This is a genomic window from Thiorhodovibrio litoralis (assembly GCF_033954455.1).
Classification (GTDB): Bacteria; Pseudomonadota; Gammaproteobacteria; order Chromatiales; family Chromatiaceae; genus Thiorhodovibrio; species Thiorhodovibrio litoralis.
Genome location: NZ_CP121473.1, coordinates 2,876,293 through 2,891,576, shown reverse-complemented (window position 1 = coordinate 2,891,576; position 15,284 = coordinate 2,876,293). Strand labels below are relative to the sequence as shown.

General features: G+C 61.1%; 14 protein-coding genes. 11 read left to right on the top strand and 3 right to left on the bottom strand.

Annotated features, from left to right (window positions below):
* Nucleotides 1–2 precede the first annotated feature (2 nt).
* Complete coding sequence (locus Thiosp_RS12850; RefSeq protein ID WP_201068577.1) at nucleotides 3–143, top strand: helix-turn-helix transcriptional regulator; 141 nt, start codon at nucleotides 3–5, stop codon at nucleotides 141–143.
* Nucleotides 144–215: 72 nt separating this feature from the next.
* Nucleotides 216–542, top strand: a complete 327-nt coding sequence (locus Thiosp_RS12845; protein WP_201068578.1) for a DMT family transporter — start codon at nucleotides 216–218, stop codon at nucleotides 540–542.
* A 174-nt stretch (nucleotides 543–716) separates the two neighbouring features.
* Here the strand turns inward: Thiosp_RS12845 and Thiosp_RS12840 are convergent, their stop codons facing one another.
* Complete coding sequence (locus Thiosp_RS12840) at nucleotides 717–1,088, bottom strand: thioredoxin family protein (RefSeq protein ID WP_201068579.1); 372 nt, start codon at nucleotides 1,086–1,088, stop codon at nucleotides 717–719.
* Between the two features lie 290 nt (nucleotides 1,089–1,378).
* Here Thiosp_RS12840 and gyrA point away from each other — a divergent pair, with 290 nt between their 5' ends.
* From gyrA to Thiosp_RS12805, 7 genes are all read left to right on the top strand, one after another.
* Nucleotides 1,379–4,006 (top strand): DNA gyrase subunit A, encoded by a 2,628-nt coding sequence (gene gyrA / locus Thiosp_RS12835; RefSeq protein WP_201068580.1) that lies wholly within the window; start codon nucleotides 1,379–1,381, stop codon nucleotides 4,004–4,006.
* Nucleotides 4,007–5,089 (top strand): 3-phosphoserine/phosphohydroxythreonine transaminase, encoded by a 1,083-nt coding sequence (gene serC / locus Thiosp_RS12830; protein WP_201068581.1) that lies wholly within the window; start codon nucleotides 4,007–4,009, stop codon nucleotides 5,087–5,089. It begins immediately after the preceding gene.
* Between the two features lie 30 nt (nucleotides 5,090–5,119).
* Nucleotides 5,120–6,301 carry a 3-phosphoglycerate dehydrogenase family protein gene (locus Thiosp_RS12825; protein ID WP_201068582.1) on the top strand — a complete coding sequence of 394 codons (1,182 nt, stop codon included), beginning with the start codon at nucleotides 5,120–5,122 and terminating at the stop codon, nucleotides 6,299–6,301.
* A 72-nt stretch (nucleotides 6,302–6,373) separates the two neighbouring features.
* Complete coding sequence (gene pheA / locus Thiosp_RS12820) at nucleotides 6,374–7,486, top strand: prephenate dehydratase (protein ID WP_201068583.1); 1,113 nt, start codon at nucleotides 6,374–6,376, stop codon at nucleotides 7,484–7,486.
* A 72-nt stretch (nucleotides 7,487–7,558) separates the two neighbouring features.
* Complete coding sequence (hisC, locus tag Thiosp_RS12815; protein ID WP_201068584.1) at nucleotides 7,559–8,686, top strand: histidinol-phosphate transaminase; 1,128 nt, start codon at nucleotides 7,559–7,561, stop codon at nucleotides 8,684–8,686.
* A 5-nt stretch (nucleotides 8,687–8,691) separates the two neighbouring features.
* The gene (locus Thiosp_RS12810) at nucleotides 8,692–9,570 is read left to right on the top strand and encodes a prephenate dehydrogenase (protein WP_201068585.1); all 879 of its coding nucleotides are present in this window, start codon (nucleotides 8,692–8,694) and stop codon (nucleotides 9,568–9,570) included.
* Between the two features lie 131 nt (nucleotides 9,571–9,701).
* Nucleotides 9,702–10,037, top strand: a complete 336-nt coding sequence (locus Thiosp_RS12805; protein ID WP_201068586.1) for a hypothetical protein — start codon at nucleotides 9,702–9,704, stop codon at nucleotides 10,035–10,037.
* 70 nt (nucleotides 10,038–10,107) lie between these two features.
* On the opposite strand, the gene mgtE is transcribed toward Thiosp_RS12805, so the two are convergent.
* On the bottom strand, nucleotides 10,108–11,550 hold the full coding sequence (mgtE, locus tag Thiosp_RS12800; RefSeq protein WP_201068587.1) for a magnesium transporter: 1,443 nt from the start codon (nucleotides 11,548–11,550) through the stop codon (nucleotides 10,108–10,110).
* 196 nt (nucleotides 11,551–11,746) lie between these two features.
* Between mgtE and Thiosp_RS12795 the strand changes: the two genes are divergently transcribed.
* Both Thiosp_RS12795 and Thiosp_RS12790 read left to right on the top strand, forming a co-directional pair.
* Nucleotides 11,747–13,714 (top strand): ExeA family protein, encoded by a 1,968-nt coding sequence (locus Thiosp_RS12795; RefSeq protein WP_201068588.1) that lies wholly within the window; start codon nucleotides 11,747–11,749, stop codon nucleotides 13,712–13,714.
* 451 nt (nucleotides 13,715–14,165) lie between these two features.
* Nucleotides 14,166–14,804: a general secretion pathway protein GspB gene (locus Thiosp_RS12790; protein WP_201068589.1), complete on the top strand. Its 639-nt coding sequence runs from the start codon at nucleotides 14,166–14,168 to the stop codon at nucleotides 14,802–14,804.
* Between the two features lie 28 nt (nucleotides 14,805–14,832).
* Here the strand turns inward: Thiosp_RS12790 and Thiosp_RS12785 are convergent, their stop codons facing one another.
* Nucleotides 14,833–15,111, bottom strand: a complete 279-nt coding sequence (locus tag Thiosp_RS12785; protein WP_201068590.1) for a GIY-YIG nuclease family protein — start codon at nucleotides 15,109–15,111, stop codon at nucleotides 14,833–14,835.
* Nucleotides 15,112–15,284 lie beyond the last annotated feature (173 nt).

The window sequence follows — 15,284 nt, the reverse complement described above, 5'->3', positions numbered from 1 at the left end:
ACATGGATAAAATTCAAGATATTCACCCTGGTGAAGTCTTGCGCGAGGAGTTCCTGCTTCCGCTGGCCATCAGCGAGGAACGTATTGCCGCGCAGATCGACCTTCCGCTGCAGCAGATCAGAGACATCGGCGCGGGCAGCTGACCGAAGCCATCGAGCGCGGATTCACGATAACGCTGAGTGAGCCTCCAATAAGGAGAGAGACCCCCAACCAAAATGGCTTGGCTTTATCTGATCATCGCGGGAATTTTCGAGTGGGGCTGGCCTGTCGGACTCAAGCTTGGGCTGGCAGAAGCCGGTATGCGCTGGGGCTGGATCTTCTTTTCCATCCTCTGCATAACCGCGAGTGGCGCCCTGTTGTTGATCGCGCAGAAGACCATCCCCATGGGGACCGCCTATGCCGTCTGGACCGGAATCGGTGCCGTCGGAACCTTTGCTATTGGGCTCATCCTGTTCAGCGAGCCGGCAACCCTGGCTCGGTTCTTTTTCGTCGGACTTATTTTGATTGGGATCATCGGCTTGAAGCTCGCTTCTCACCAATAAAATTAAGTTTGCTGGGGCAAACTTGCAGCTCGTGCTTCAAGGTCGATCGGGCGGGTATGACCTTGGCGGACGTTCTCGATAGCGTCCACCAAACGCTGCCGGTTGGCGGGATCACGCAACAAATAGGCGGTCTCACTCTGTATTGCATGACGACCGTAGGATCTCAGCCGGTGGTCACTTAGGGCAGGCCGGCAGGTGCTGCTCTAGCCAGTCTCGAATCTGCGTTGCGGAGCGCGAGCCGCTGAAACGCCCGTGCTCCTCCCCACCACAGAACAGCATCACGGTTGGAAAACCGCGCACCCGGTAGTGTCCGGCGATTTTCATGTTCTCGCCCTCATCGACCTCGATCTGCGCCAGCCGCAGGCGGCCCTGATATTCATCGAGCACGCGGTAAAGATGGGGCGTTAGCGCATGACAGGGGCCGCACCAATCGGCCCAGAAGTCCACCAGCATCGGCGCATGGTGCGATGCCTGCACGACAGCGGTGTCGAAATCGTCGTGTCCAACAAGAAAAGCGTGGGGGCAAGCGTGATGATGCGCAGACATGGGCGTGCTGATCCTCGGGGCAATGGCTAGGAATGCTAGAAAAACGGGCTTGAGTGATTTCTTATAAAAACGCGATAAACTGCTTATTTTATTTGTATTGATTGGGTAGATAAATAGTCTTGCGCGTCCCTTGTCGCGCACCGGAGACAGGCGCGGGGCAGGGCGGTTCGTGCTATGATTGCGAGTTTACCGGAATCGCTCGATTTTGCCTGTCGGCCGTCAGCATCCGGTTGTGCTTTCCTAATCAACCCTGACCGCGTTTCGCGCGCCACAGCCAGTCTGCCACGCCCATGCCGGATTTTGCCAAGGAAGTCCTGACCGTCAATCTCGAAGACGAGATGCGGCAGTCGTATCTCGATTACGCCATGAGCGTGATCGTCGGCCGCGCGCTGCCCGATGTGCGCGATGGCCTCAAGCCCGTCCATCGTCGCGTGCTGTTCGCGATGAACGAGCTCGGCAACGACTGGAACAAGCCCTATAAGAAATCCGCCCGCGTGGTCGGTGATGTGATCGGTAAGTATCACCCGCACGGTGACACCGCCGTTTACGACACCATCGTGCGCATGGCGCAGCCGTTCTCGATGCGCTACATGCTGGTGGACGGGCAGGGCAACTTCGGCTCGGTCGACGGCGACTCACCCGCCGCCATGCGTTATACCGAAGTGCGCATGGCGCGCATCGCGCACAGTCTGCTCGATGACCTCGACAAAGAAACCGTCGATTTTATCCCGAACTACGACGAGTCTGAGTACGAGCCGACGGTTCTGCCGGCGCGCTTCCCGAATCTGCTGGTCAATGGTTCGTCCGGTATCGCCGTGGGCATGGCGACCAACATCCCGCCGCACAATCTTGGCGAGATCATCGATGCTTGCCTGAAACTCATTGATGAACCCCTGACCACGCTTGATGAGTTGATCGATCTGGTGCCCGGCCCAGACTTCCCGACCGCCGCCATTATCAATGGCGTGCGCGGCATCCGCGAGGCCTATCGCACCGGACGTGGGCGCGTTCAACTGCGCGCGCGCTCCGAGGTTGAAACCCTGAAGCGCAGCGGGCGCGAGGCCATCGTGGTCACCGAGCTGCCGTATCAGGTCAATAAGGCCCGCATGCTTGAGAAGATGGCCGAGCTGGTCAAGGAAAAAAAGCTCGAAGGCATCGCCGAGCTGCGCGACGAGTCCGACAAGGACGGCATGCGGATGGTGATCGAGATCAAGCGCGATCATTACCCCGATGTGGTGCTGAACAACCTGTACCAGCACACCAACATGCAGACGGTGTTCGGCATCAATATGGTCGGCCTGGTCGATGGCCAGCCGCGATTGCTGAATCTCAAGCAACTGCTGGAATACTTCCTGCGCCACCGCCGCGATGTGGTGACCCGGCGCACGCTCTATGAGCTGCGCAAGGCGCGTGATCGCGCCCATTTGTTGGAAGGCTTCACGGTCGCACTGGCGAACATCGACGAGGTGATTGCGCTCATTAAGGCCTCCGCCAGCCCCGCAGATGCGCGCGAGGGCCTGATGGCGCGCACCTGGGCACCTGGGCAGGTGACTGGCATGCTCGAGCGCTCCGGCGCCGCCGAGACCCGCCCGGATGAGCTTGACCCGAGCTTCGGGCTGATCGGGGAGGGCGATCAATCCGGTCGTTATCGCCTGAGCGAACGCCAGGCGCGCGCCATTCTCGATCTGCAACTCCAGCGCCTAACAGGTCTGGAACAAGATAAGATTATCAAGGAGTACGGCGAGATTCTTCAGAAGATCGCTGAGCTTCTGGAGATCCTCCGCAATCCCGAGCGCCTGATGCAGGTCATCCGCGACGAGCTCACCGCCATTCGCGATCAATACGCGGACGCGCGCCGCACCGAGATCGTCACCGACCAGACCGACCTGACGCTGCTCGACCTGATCGCGCCCGAGGATATGGTGGTGACGCTCTCGCACGCTGGCTATATTAAGGCGCAGCCCTTGTCCGAATACCAGGCGCAGCGGCGCGGCGGCAAAGGCCGCATCGCGGCCACTACCAAAGACGAGGACTTCATCGATCGGCTGTTCGTGGCCAATTCCCACGACACCGTGCTGTGCTTTTCGAGCTTCGGTAAGGTCTACTGGCTCAAGGTCTACGAGTTACCGCAGTCAGGGCGTGGCGCGCGCGGACGCCCCGTTGTCAACCTGCTGTCACTCGAACAGGGCGAACGCATCAACGCCACTTTGCCGGTGGCTGAGTACGATCAGGACCGCTTCATCTTCATGGCCACCAGCAAGGGCACGGTCAAGAAGACGCCCATCAGCGACTTCTCGCGTCCGCTCTCGCGTGGCCTGATCGCCATCGACCTGCACGAGGACGAATATCTGATCGGCGTGGCGGTGACCGACGGGCACCAGGATATGATGCTCTTCACCAGTGCCGGCAAGGCGGTCCGCTTCAACGAGGAGGCCGTCCGCTCCATGGGCCGCACCGCCCATGGCGTTCGCGGCGTGACGCTCGAAGAAGGCCAGCGGGTCATTTCGCTTGTCATCGCCGAACCAGGTGCGGTGCTGACAGTGACCGAGAAGGGCTACGGCAAGCGCACGCCGGTGGAAGAGTTCCCGACCAAAGGTCGCGGCGGCAAAGGCGTCATCGCCATCCGCACCAGCGAGCGCAACGGCGAACAAATCAGTGCGGTGCTGGTGCGCCCGGGCGATGAGATCATGCTGATCACCGATGGCGGCACCCTGGTGCGCACCGCTGTCGACGGCATCTCGCTGCTCGGCCGCAGCACCCAGGGCGTGCGCCTGATCAACTTAGGCGAAGGCCAGCGCCTGGCCGGCATTGAGCGGATTGTGGCGCTCAATGGTGAGGGTGATGGCGAAGAGGGCGAAGGCGAAGACGATGACGGCGAAGCTGATCCGGCTTCGAACCAACCGAATGGAGAAGACTGAATGACCCGTCCGTATAATTTCAGCGCTGGCCCAGCAATGCTCCCGGAGCCGGTGCTGCGGCGCGCGCGCGAGGAGATGCTTGATTGGCACGACAGTGGCATGTGCGTGGCCGAGATGAGCCATCGCGGCAAAGAGTTCATGTCCATTGCCGAGCGCGCCGAGGCCGATCTGCGCGATTTGCTCGGCATCTCGGATGACTATCGGGTGCTGTTTCTGCAAGGCGGGGCATCGAGCCAGTTCGCCATGGTGCCGATGAATCTGCTGCGCGGACATACCAGCGCCGATTACATCAATACCGGCAGCTGGTCGAAAAAGGCCATTGCCGAGGCACGCCGCTTCTGCACGCCGGCCATCGCCGCGAGCACTGAGGAAGAGCGCTTCACCCGCGCGCCGGTGCGCGACGAGCTCAAGCTCTCCGCCGATGCGGCCTATGTCCATTACACCCCGAACGAGACCATCGAAGGAGTCGAATTCCCAGAGATTCCCGACACCGGCGATGTCCCGCTGGTAGCGGACATGTCCTCGACCCTGCTGTCGCGCCCCGTCGATGTGTCGCGTTTCGGGCTGATTTATGCAGGCGCGCAGAAGAACATCGGTCCGGCCGGACTGACCATTGTGATTGTCCGTTCCGATCTGATCGGCGAGACCCTGACCGGCACGCCGGCGATGTTCGACTATGGCATCCATGCAAAGAGCGATTCCATGTACAACACGCCGCCGACCTATGCCTGGTATCTGGCCGGTCTGGTGTTTCAGTGGTTGAAAGACATCGGCGGGCTTGATGCCATGGCCGAGATCAATCGGCGTAAGGCGGCCAAACTCTATGCAGCAATCGACAGCTCGCCTTTTTATGCCAATCCGGTTGAGCTGCGCTCGCGCTCCTGGATGAATGTGCCCTTCACCCTGGCCGATCCAGCCCTGGATGGAGATTTTCTCGCTGGTGCCAAAGACGCCGGGCTGCTGACCCTGAAAGGCCATCGCTCGGTCGGCGGCATGCGCGCGAGTATCTACAACGCCATGCCGGAGGCAGGCGTCGAAGCGTTGATCGACTTCATGGGCGAGTTTGAGCGCACGCGCGGATAAAGCGAGAAAAATCGGGAGTAGGGGAGTCGTATGTTCAAAATTCTGACGCTGAATAACATCTCGCTGGCCGGCCTGGAGCGCCTGCCGCGCGACAGTTTTGAGATTGCCTCGGAGATCGCCCATCCCGACGGCATTCTGGTGCGCTCGGCGAAAATGCACGACATGGAAATCCCCGACAGTGTGCAGGCCATCGGCCGCGCCGGTGCCGGGGTCAATAACATTCCGCTTGAGAAAATGAGCGCGCGCGGTGTGGTGGTATTCAATGCGCCGGGCGCCAATGCCAACGCCGTCAAAGAGTTGGTGCTGGCCGGCATGCTGATGGCGGCGCGCAACATCGCCCAAGGCTGGTCTTTCGCGCGCGGACTCTCAGGAGAGGATGCGGCCATCAGCAAGGCGGTCGAGTCGGGCAAAAAGGATTTCGTTGGCTTCGAGCTGCCCGGGCGCACCCTGGGCGTGATTGGTCTGGGCGCCATCGGCGTGCTGGTGGCCAATGCCGCGCGCGCGCTCGGTATGAAGGTCATCGGCTATGATCCAAGCATCACCGTGCGCAGCGCCTGGAAGCTGGAAGCCGACGTGCAGGCCGCGGTATCCATCGATGATCTGGTCTCGCGCTCGGATTTCATCAGCTTTCATGTGCCCCTGACCGAGCAGACTCGCCACATGATCAATGCCGAGCGCATTGCAGCCATGCCCGATGGGTCGGTGCTGCTGAATTTCTCCCGCGATGGCATCATCGATGATCAGGCTGCGGCGGCCGCGCTCGATAGCGGCAAGCTCTATGCCTATGTATGCGATTTTCCGAGCAATTTGTTAAAGGATCATCCCCGGGTGGTGACCCTGCCGCATCTTGGTGCCTCCACCCGCGAGGCGGAGGAGAATTGCGCGGTCATGGTCGCCGAGCAGCTGCGCGCCTATCTGGAAGATGGCAATATCCGCAATTCGGTGAATTTTCCCGAGATCGACCTGCCGCGCAATGGCGGCCATCGCATTGCAGTGGTCAACAGTAATGTGCCGAACATGGTTGGGCAGATTTCCACCTTGCTGGCTGAGTCCAAGCTCAACATCATCGACATGCTCAACCGCTCGCGCGGTGATCTGGCGGTCACTCTGATCGATATCGACCGTGCTTGCCCGCAAGAGACCCTGGAGCACATCGGCGCGATCAATGGGGTGCTGCGGGTGCACGCGCTTGGCGGAAAGGATGCCGGCTAATCTGAGGGTATTTCGCTTGAAACACACGAAAGGCGCTCACGCATTTGCCTGATGCACAGGTCGCGCTGACTGATGGCCAGTGAAACATCCAATTCTTCGGCGGATACAGCCAGCCGGCTGAAAGCCGTGCGCGAGCGCATCGACGCAACCGATGCCGAGATTTTGCGGCTGCTGTCGGTGCGCGCCCGCTGCGCGCAGGAAGTGGCCGAGATCAAGGCAGCGACTGGCCCGCAGAGCCATTTCTACCGGCCTGAGCGCGAGGCTGAGATTCTGCGTCGCATCAAGGCCGAGAATCCCGGGCCGCTGCATGGCGAAGAAGTGGCACGTCTGTTCCGCGAGATCATGTCGGCTTGTCTCGCACTCGAAAAACCCCTGTCAGTGGCCTATCTCGGGCCCGAGGGCACCTTCACCCAGGCCGCCGCGCTCAAGCACTTCGGCCACTCGGTGCGCTCCCTGCCGTTCGGGGCCATTGGGGACATCTTTCGCGAGGTCGAGGCCGGTGCCTGTCATTTCGGCGTTGTCCCGGTCGAGAACTCCACCGAGGGCGTGGTCAGCCATACCCTCGATACCTTCATGCAGTCACCCCTGAGTATTGTGGGTGAAGTGACATTGCGCATCCATCATCACCTGATGAGCCAGGCCGTCGGGCTCGATGGGGTCAAGCGCGTTTACTCCCACCAGCAGTCGCTCGCCCAATGCCGCGCCTGGCTGGACCGCCATTTGCCGCATGCCGAGCGCATTCCGGTTGGCAGCAATGCCGAGGCCGCGCGCATGGCTGCAAACACCCCTGATGCCGGCGCCGTCGCCGGCGAGGCGGCGGCCGAGCTCTATCGGCTCAACCTGCTCGCCAACCGCATCGAGGACGACCCGCGCAACACCAGCCGCTTTTTGATCATCGGCCCGGAGGACGCACCGCCGAGCGGCAAGGACAAGACCAGTCTGCTGCTGTCCTGCCGCAACGAGGCAGGCGGTCTGTTCCGGCTGCTCACCCCCTTGGCCGAACATGCTATCGACATGACCCGCATCGAGTCGCGCCCATCGCGCCAGGGCGTCTGGGACTATGTGTTTTTCGTCGATCTGTGCGGCCATCGCGACACTGAGCAGGTTGCCGCCGCGCTCGCCAAGCTTAAAGCCTCGGCAAATCTGTTCAAGGTCCTCGGCTCCTACCCGGAAGCGGTGCTTTAATCATGGTTGCCCGAAACATGGCGATCTAGCGATGCTGTTTCCTCCTGAAGCGCAGAATCTCACCGAATCATCATGACCCGAACCGCAAACGCTTTTCATCCCAGTCCGGCACCGCATATCGATGCGCTAAATCCCTACGTCCCCGGCAAGCCCATTTCCGAGTTGGAGCGCGAGCTTGGCATTCGTGAGTCGGTTAAGCTCGCTTCCAACGAGAATCCGCTCGGCCCCGGCGAGCAGGCGCGCGCAGCCTATGCCGAGGCGGCGGCCGAGCTGGGTCGCTACCCGGATGGCGGCGGTTTTGCATTGCGCCATGCTATTGCGCGCCACCATGATGTCGATGCGGACATGGTCACCATCGGCAATGGCTCCAACGATGTGCTCGACCTGGTTGCGCGCACCTTTTTGCACCCGGGGCAGGAGTCCGTCTTCTCCCAGCACGCCTTCGCCGTCTACCCCATCGCCACCCAGGCGGTCGGGGCGACGGCACGGGTGGCCACGGCCAAGGATTACGGCCATGATCTCGACGCCATGGCCGACCTGATCACGGATCAGACGAGGGTAGTGTGGATCGCCAATCCCAACAATCCGACCGGCACCTGGCTGACGGCTGATCCGCTGAAGGCCTTCATCGCCGCCATGCCCAAGACCTGCATCTGCGTGCTCGACGAGGCCTATATCGAGTATGTCGATGATCCGGATTTCCCCAATGGCGTGAATTGGTTGGCAGAATTTTCTAATCTGATTATCACCCGCACCTTCTCGAAAATTCACGGTCTCGCTGCCCTGCGGGTGGGCTATGGGTTGAGCCATCCGCGCGCGGCGGAATTGATGAACCGGGTGCGGCATCCCTTCAATGTCAATGCAGCAGCGCAGGCCGCCGCCATCGCGGCACTGACCGATCAGGATCATGTGAAGCGCTCGGCAACGCTAAACCGCGCCGGGATGGCGCAACTGACCGCCGGGCTCGCCGCGCTGGGCCTTGATGCGATTCCCTCGCGCGGCAACTTCATCACCGTAGATCTCGGCCGCCCGACCGGCCCGGTCGATCAGGCACTGCTGCGCGAGGGCGTCATCTGCCGCCCGGTGGCCAATTACGGCCTGCCGAATCATTTGCGCATCAGTATCGGGCTCCAAGAAGAGAACGCTCGTCTGCTCGCCGCACTGGCCAAGGCGCTCCAACAAGACGGGGAGCAGGCCTGAGCCGCGTGATCGAGCGCCTGACCATTATCGGTGTCGGCCTGATCGGCGGCTCGCTGGCCCGGGCGTTGCGCGCCGCTGGGCAGGTCGGCGAGATCGTCGGTTGCGGGCGCTCGCGCGAGAATCTGGAGCAAGCCCTGGACCTTGGCGTCATCGACCGCTACGAGCAGGACCCGGCTGTGGCGGTGAGAGAGGCCGACATGGTGTTTTTGGCTGTCCCACTCAGCGCCATGCGTGCGTTGCTGGCGAGCATTGCCCCAGCTCTGGCCGACGGCGCGCTGGTCACCGATGGCGGCAGCGTCAAAGGCAGCGTGGTGGCCGACGCGCGCGCGGTTTTCGGGCAGGTTCCGCCCTGGTTCGTGCCCGGGCACCCGATCGCCGGCACCGAGCGCAGCGGGGTAGGGGCCTCGTTTCCGGAGCTGTTTCGCCAGCGCCGGGTGATCCTGACCCCGCTGCCCGAGACTGACCCGGATGCCACTGCCCGCGTGCGCGCCATGTGGCAGGCGACTGGCGCGGAAGTGACCGAAATGACAGTCGCCCATCACGACGAAGTCCTGGCTGCCACCAGCCACTTGCCGCACATGCTCGCCTACGGACTGGTCGACGCGCTCACCCGCATGGACTGCAGCGACGAGATCTTTCGCTACGCCGCCGGCGGCTTTCGCGACTTCACCCGCATCGCCTCCAGCAACCCGGTGATGTGGCGTGACATCTGCATCGCCAATCGCGAGAGCCTGAGCGCCATGCTCGCGCGTTTTAGCACCGAGATGAGCGATTTGGCTGCCAGCATCCGCGACGCCGACGAGGGAGATCTGCTCGAAATTTTCACCCGCGCCAAGACCGCCCGGGATGCCTTTGTCGACGGCATCGAAAAGCCGGTCGCCTAGCGATCATGGTCACAAGGAAGCGATAGAAGGAGATTATCCGTCACCGCCAGGCGGTGCTAACATGGCCGCTATGAGTATTCAACCAACCATCAAGCCGGCGTTTTCGCGGCCCATTCACGCCAGGTGGCGTCATGAACTATCGTGTCTTCTACTTGATCAACCGTTCCGGTGAATGTGTCTCTTCAACCAGCGCGGTTGCGATGAGCCCCAAGCAGATTTGCGAGCAGATGATCGGACGGCTGAGCTCACCGGACGATTACCTGGGCATTCTTGATGCCGAAGATCGCGTGCTGCAGATTTTGCCGGAGCCCGAGCAGTCCCGCTACTATGTCGAAGTGCCGCTGGACGCGGCCAAGGCATCATATGGGCGCTATGTCACACGCGAGGAGTTGCTCGACTTGATTCGCGACCTCCCGGAGCGGATCGATGAGCAGAGCATTCCCGGGTTGAGCTACAAGCCCTGGTAGCGGGCACGGCAGGCTAGAAATCATCGCGCGGGCCTCCTCGGGCAGGCCAGTCAGACATCCGCTGGGGCCTTTACAGATACAGGTTGGTCGCAATCAAAAAGAACACCAGCACCGCGATGATGTCGTTGCCGGTGGTGATGAAAATTCCGGTGGCCATGGCCGGATCGATGCCTAAGTGCTTCAGTATCATCGGCACTGAGGCGCCCATGGAGACCGCGAGCAGAGTGACGCAGAAGAGCGCGAAGCCGGCGGTGCTGGCGAGCCTCAATGGCGCTTCGAGCTCAATCACAAAGCCAAGCACCGCGACCACGACGGCAAGCACGACCGCCGCGGTGGCACCATTAATGGCGGCGCCAAGCAGTTCGCGGCCCAGACGCGCGGGCAGGTCGCCAATCCAAAGGGTGCCCGTGGCGATGCCTTGAATAGCCACTGTGGCTGCCTGAATACCGGCATTGCCGGCCATGGACATCACAATCGGGATAAAGCTCGCAAGGATGGCGGCCGTGGCGATTTCATCATCGTAAGAGCCGACGATGGAGCCCGACAGGGTGGCGCCGAGCAGACCGGCCAGCAGCCAGGGCAGGCGGGTTTTCACGATGCTCAGTACCGGCGCATCTGGGCGAGCCTCAGGCGACAGGCCGCTCATCAGATGGGCGTCTTCCTCGGCCTCGTCGCGGGTCACGCGCTGCAGTTCATCGGACGTGATCCGCCCGAGCAAGCGCCGCTCTCTGTCCACCACGGGCACCGAGGTCAGCGCGTGGGCTTGGGTGATCCGCACCACTTCCTCCTGATCCATCTCCGAGCTGACCGAGATATGATCGGTGCGCATGGCCTCGGCGGCGCGGCGCTCCTTGGGGCTCAACAACAGGTCGCGGAGCTTGAGGTACCCGAGCAGACGACGGTCGCGATCAACCACATAGACAACCGAGATTTTTTTTATCACGCTGGCATTGCGGCGCACCTCCGAGACCACTTCCTCAAGCGTCCAGTCGGGCGGCACCGCGACCAGCTTGCGCGTCATGATGCTGCCGGCGGATTCATCCTGGTAGGTTTTGAGCTCCAGGATCTCATTCGCGCGCTTGAGCTGCGGCAGCAGGCGCTCCTGCACTTCCTCCGGTAACTCATCGAGCGCGTCGGCACCCGTTTCCGGGTCCAGGGAATCGAGAATCTCGACCAGCCGATCGATGGTGGCATCCTCAAGCAACGCGGCGCGAAAATCGTCGTTTAGCGCCGCGACTACTTTGGCAGCCGCCCCCGATGGCAATGAGAGGAACAGCTTGCGCGCCCGCTTGAGCGGCAAATTGACCATCAACTCCACCACATCGCGCGGTCGCCAGCGGCGCACGATGGACCGCACTTGATCGCGCTCGCCGGCCTTGATCAGTTTGCCGATTCGCTTGATGACCTCGCGATTCTCGGCAGACAGCTCGGCATCCCCGGAATGCGTCCAGCGCAGCGAGATGGAGTCATCCTGTGCCGATGGCGGATTGTTTTGATCGATCTGGCTTGGCATGCATCAAGTCCTGTTTACGAGTGCCGATGTGCGCATTATCCCGCGAGCTAGCGGTGCTGTCGCCCACCAAGGCCGTTTTGACAGGGAAAGGTCTGGCATGCTTGGTATATTCTTACGCGTGCGCGTGTGATTTTTCCTCCCCGACGGTCGCTGCTGTTCGGGTGTGCCAATGTTGTGACTGCTTGAGTGTTAGTTCGTGTATCCAAAGTATTTCGGTCTCTCCGAACCCAGTTTTTCTATCACGCCCGACCCTCAGTACCTGTTTCTCAGCGAACAGCATCGGGAGGCGCTCGCGCATTTGCTCTATGGCGCGAGCGAAACCGGTGGATTCGTGCTTTTGACAGGCGAGGTTGGCACCGGGAAGACCACCGTCTGCCGTGCCTTTCTGGAACAACTGCCGGAGGGGGTTGAAATCGGCCTGGTGCTCAACCCTGCGCTTACCGGCATGGAGCTTATGGCTGCGGTGTGCGAGGAATTTGGCGTCGAACTTTCGCCCGGCGAAAGATCGACCAAGATCATGCTCGACCGACTGAACAATTATCTGCTTGATTGCCATGCACGCGGTCGGCAGCCAGTGCTGATCATCGATGAAGCTCAGAATCTCAGGCCTGTGGTGCTCGAGCAGGTTCGCCTGCTGACGAACCTGGAAACAACCAAGCACAAACTGCTGCAGATCTTTCTGGTCGGCCAGCCGGAATTGCGCACCCTGCTTGCGAAAAATGAGCTGCGCCAGCTCAATCAACGGATTACGGCGCGGTTTCATTTGGTGCCGCTATCCTTGGCAGAAACTTCCGCCTACATCCGTCATCGCCTCTCGGTGGCTGGCGTCGAGCGCCCGCTGTTTTCGCGGGCTGCTGTGCGACGCGTGCATCATCATTCAGGCGGGGTGCCGCGGCTGATCAACCTGATCTGCGACCGCGCCTTGCTCGGTGCTGCGGTCAGTCATCGACTGCAGGCCAACGCAGCCATCGTTGATCAGGCCGCGCGTGAGGTGCGTGGCAACGACTGCTCGCAACCCTGGCCCCGGCGGCAATGGTTGGGAATTGCTGCAGCTGCGATGATGGCTGCCATGGCGGGATTATGGGTTGGCGCCTCCGGCTTGCTGCCTATGCCATGGGCACCTCGCGTCGACGTGCCCGAGCGAGCGGGCGTGCAAGAAGATGTCGCCGATCAGCCTGGGCCTAGCGGCGAGAACCCAACGGATGCATCGGGCGGGGATGCGCTGGCCGCGGAGGTCAAAAATCGAAGCCCGGGTGCTGCGCAGGCGCAGGACATTCAATCTGAAACGGCTAGCCCCGCCAATGCGGACGTCGCATCGGAAGCGGACTTACCACAGCAGCAAGAGGAAATCGCCGGCACATCGACTGATCCAATCGACACTGCAGAATCGACCGAGGAGCCAGCCGTCAGCGCAAGCGAGCCCGAGGCACCGAACAAAGCTGCTGGGTCTGAGCCAATCAAAGCGCCCGCGCGTCCGCGGCTGTTAACGATTACGAGTGACAGCATCATCTCTGGCATCCAATCTGGCATCCAATCGCCTCCATTGGACACCCTGTTGAGAAATTCAGAACAGGCATTGCAAACCTTGCTGCATGCCTGGGGCGTTTCGCTTTCAGATGGTAAGTCAGATGATAAGCCGGCGACCTGCGACACACTCCCGTCTATTGGCCTGGCCTGCGAGCGCGGTCAAGGGCGGTGGAGCGATCTGCGGCGCTTCGATCGACCCTTTGCATTGCAGCTCAGTTTGGCGGATGGCGCCCAAGGTCAGGTCATCGTTGTCGGGATCAACGATGAATTCGCGTCCATCGATGCCGGCGAGGGCAGGGCGCCTGCAGTTGTGCCAATCGCCGAGATCGATCAGCGGTGGTCAGGTGACTATCTCCTCCTGTGGCAACTGCCGCCAACTGGCGACAGTGTCATCGGTCGCGCGGCGGCGCCCGAGAGCATTCGTTGGCTGCGCGCCCAATTGCGCGCCTGGCCGGCGGGTGATCCACTACTCCCGGAGGGGGATGATTATGATCAGACATTAATGACCCAGGTTCGCGCTTTCCAGTCCGCACAAGGGCTTGATATCGACGGCATTGCGGGGCCTCACACCCTGATTTTGCTTGCGAATGCGTTGACTACCGAAGCGGACGCGCAGCGGCAAAGACCAGAGCCATGAAGGCAAGTAAAAGCACGACATCTCACCAACAAGCGCAGCTGAAAGCACGAAGAACGGCCTTTCCGTCATGTCCTATATCCTCGACGCGCTAAAAAAGTCCCAACACCAGCGGGCGCTTGGCCAATTACCGCGAATGGAGGAAAACTGGCTTGAGCAGTTGCCGGACCGCGACCAGCCGCACCCGTGGGTGATCGCATCGGCTGTTTTGGCTGCCTTAGCTCTTATGGTGGCGCTTTACGCCGTCCTGCGCTCCGGGGCCGAAATGCCAGCGCCTGTCAGCTCCCAAAGCTCACCCAATGTGCCAGGCTTACAGCCCCAGACCGCGCAATCCGATCAAAATGCCTCAAGCTTGGAGCCCGCAGCTGTGGAAGGTGCCGGCGAGGGTTCCAGCGCGCCCAACCCGATTGCCCAGTCTGGAGCGGAGTCCGAGAGGACGGAGGACTCAGGCGATTTGGTCGCAGAAGAGCCAAACCTGTTGATTGTTCCGGCCCCAGCTCCCGATGGGCGGCCGTTGCCGCGGGGGGGCGACGAAATCCGTCGTGCGGTGCTTGGGGATCGCCTTTCAACCTCGGCCCAATCACCGCCCGGTGCGGCGTTCGATCAGTCCTTGCTCAGCCAGGACGACTTACCACAAGACGCAGGAGTGCCGCGAGAGCTCAAAGCGGAGATTGACGCATTCAAGGAGTCGGTAAAGCGACGCGGCGGTGCTTCAGCGACGACTGGTGCAAGACCGAACAAGGCACAAGCAGTTCCGCGAGAACTGCCAAGACACTCAGAGACCGCAAGCATAGAAAATACAAGCACCGCGCCAGATGGAAGCGTCTCCGGTCCTGAAGCCCGGACGGACACCCCAATAACATCGGATCATCCTTCACCAGACGCGCCGTCCGCGTCGCTGCGTCAGCGTTTGCCGCCATATCGCATCTCGGTGCATGTTTACAATGAAAGCCCCGACAGCCGCTTTGTCTATATTAACGGCAACAAGCTGGGGGAGCAGGAAGTGACTCCCGGGGGATTGAAGATCGAAGAGATCACCGAGGCAGGCGCCATCATGAGCTTTGAGGGCGAGTACTTCTTTGAGCACCGATAATGCTTCGCGTCCAGACCGAACAGGTGGATCAGTGGGTCATTTTCTTTGACAGCTTGAGCACCCGGTCGCATTCGAGCTCGTTGTAGACGACGTATTCCTTCAGCTGGCGATTCAGGCCGCGGATGTGCGTCTGCAGCAGCGTCGCGGTGGCCTTGCTTTCGACCATGCGACACCAGGGCACCGACTTGAGCGAACGATTGCGGATGTAATCCGAGCTTTCCCGGACATCGGTGATGTTTTGCGTTATGCCGGTGAAATAAGAATTGTCCGTGCATTCGGCGATATAGACGTACCAGCCTTCAGACATTTCTCGGAAGCTCCTTGCATTCTACTTGTGGCTTGGCCGGAAGGTTATCACAGCCGAGCAACGCTGCGCGAAAAGCCCTGGGACTGAAAGAGGGGCCGCTCGCCAGAGACAGTCCCAAACAAACGCGGCTGCCATCTCAACGCGCTCAATAGCCGAACGAAGGCTGGTTCGGA

What these genes read in the sequence shown, in the direction of transcription:
- Thiosp_RS12850 (WP_201068577.1), top strand. Translation starts at nt 3, where the DNA reads ATGGATAAAATTCAAGATATTCACCCTGGTGAAGTCTTGCGCGAGGAG.
- Thiosp_RS12845 (WP_201068578.1), top strand. Translation starts at nt 216, where the DNA reads ATGGCTTGGCTTTATCTGATCATCGCGGGAATTTTCGAGTGGGGCTGG.
- Thiosp_RS12840 (WP_201068579.1), bottom strand. Translation starts at nt 1,088, where the DNA reads ATGTCTGCGCATCATCACGCTTGCCCCCACGCTTTTCTTGTTGGACAC.
- gyrA (WP_201068580.1), top strand. Translation starts at nt 1,379, where the DNA reads ATGCCGGATTTTGCCAAGGAAGTCCTGACCGTCAATCTCGAAGACGAG.
- serC (WP_201068581.1), top strand. Translation starts at nt 4,007, where the DNA reads ATGACCCGTCCGTATAATTTCAGCGCTGGCCCAGCAATGCTCCCGGAG.
- Thiosp_RS12825 (WP_201068582.1), top strand. Translation starts at nt 5,120, where the DNA reads ATGTTCAAAATTCTGACGCTGAATAACATCTCGCTGGCCGGCCTGGAG.
- pheA (WP_201068583.1), top strand. Translation starts at nt 6,374, where the DNA reads ATGGCCAGTGAAACATCCAATTCTTCGGCGGATACAGCCAGCCGGCTG.
- hisC (WP_201068584.1), top strand. Translation starts at nt 7,559, where the DNA reads ATGACCCGAACCGCAAACGCTTTTCATCCCAGTCCGGCACCGCATATC.
- Thiosp_RS12805 (WP_201068586.1), top strand. Translation starts at nt 9,702, where the DNA reads ATGAACTATCGTGTCTTCTACTTGATCAACCGTTCCGGTGAATGTGTC.
- mgtE (WP_201068587.1), bottom strand. Translation starts at nt 11,550, where the DNA reads ATGCCAAGCCAGATCGATCAAAACAATCCGCCATCGGCACAGGATGAC.
- Thiosp_RS12785 (WP_201068590.1), bottom strand. Translation starts at nt 15,111, where the DNA reads ATGTCTGAAGGCTGGTACGTCTATATCGCCGAATGCACGGACAATTCT.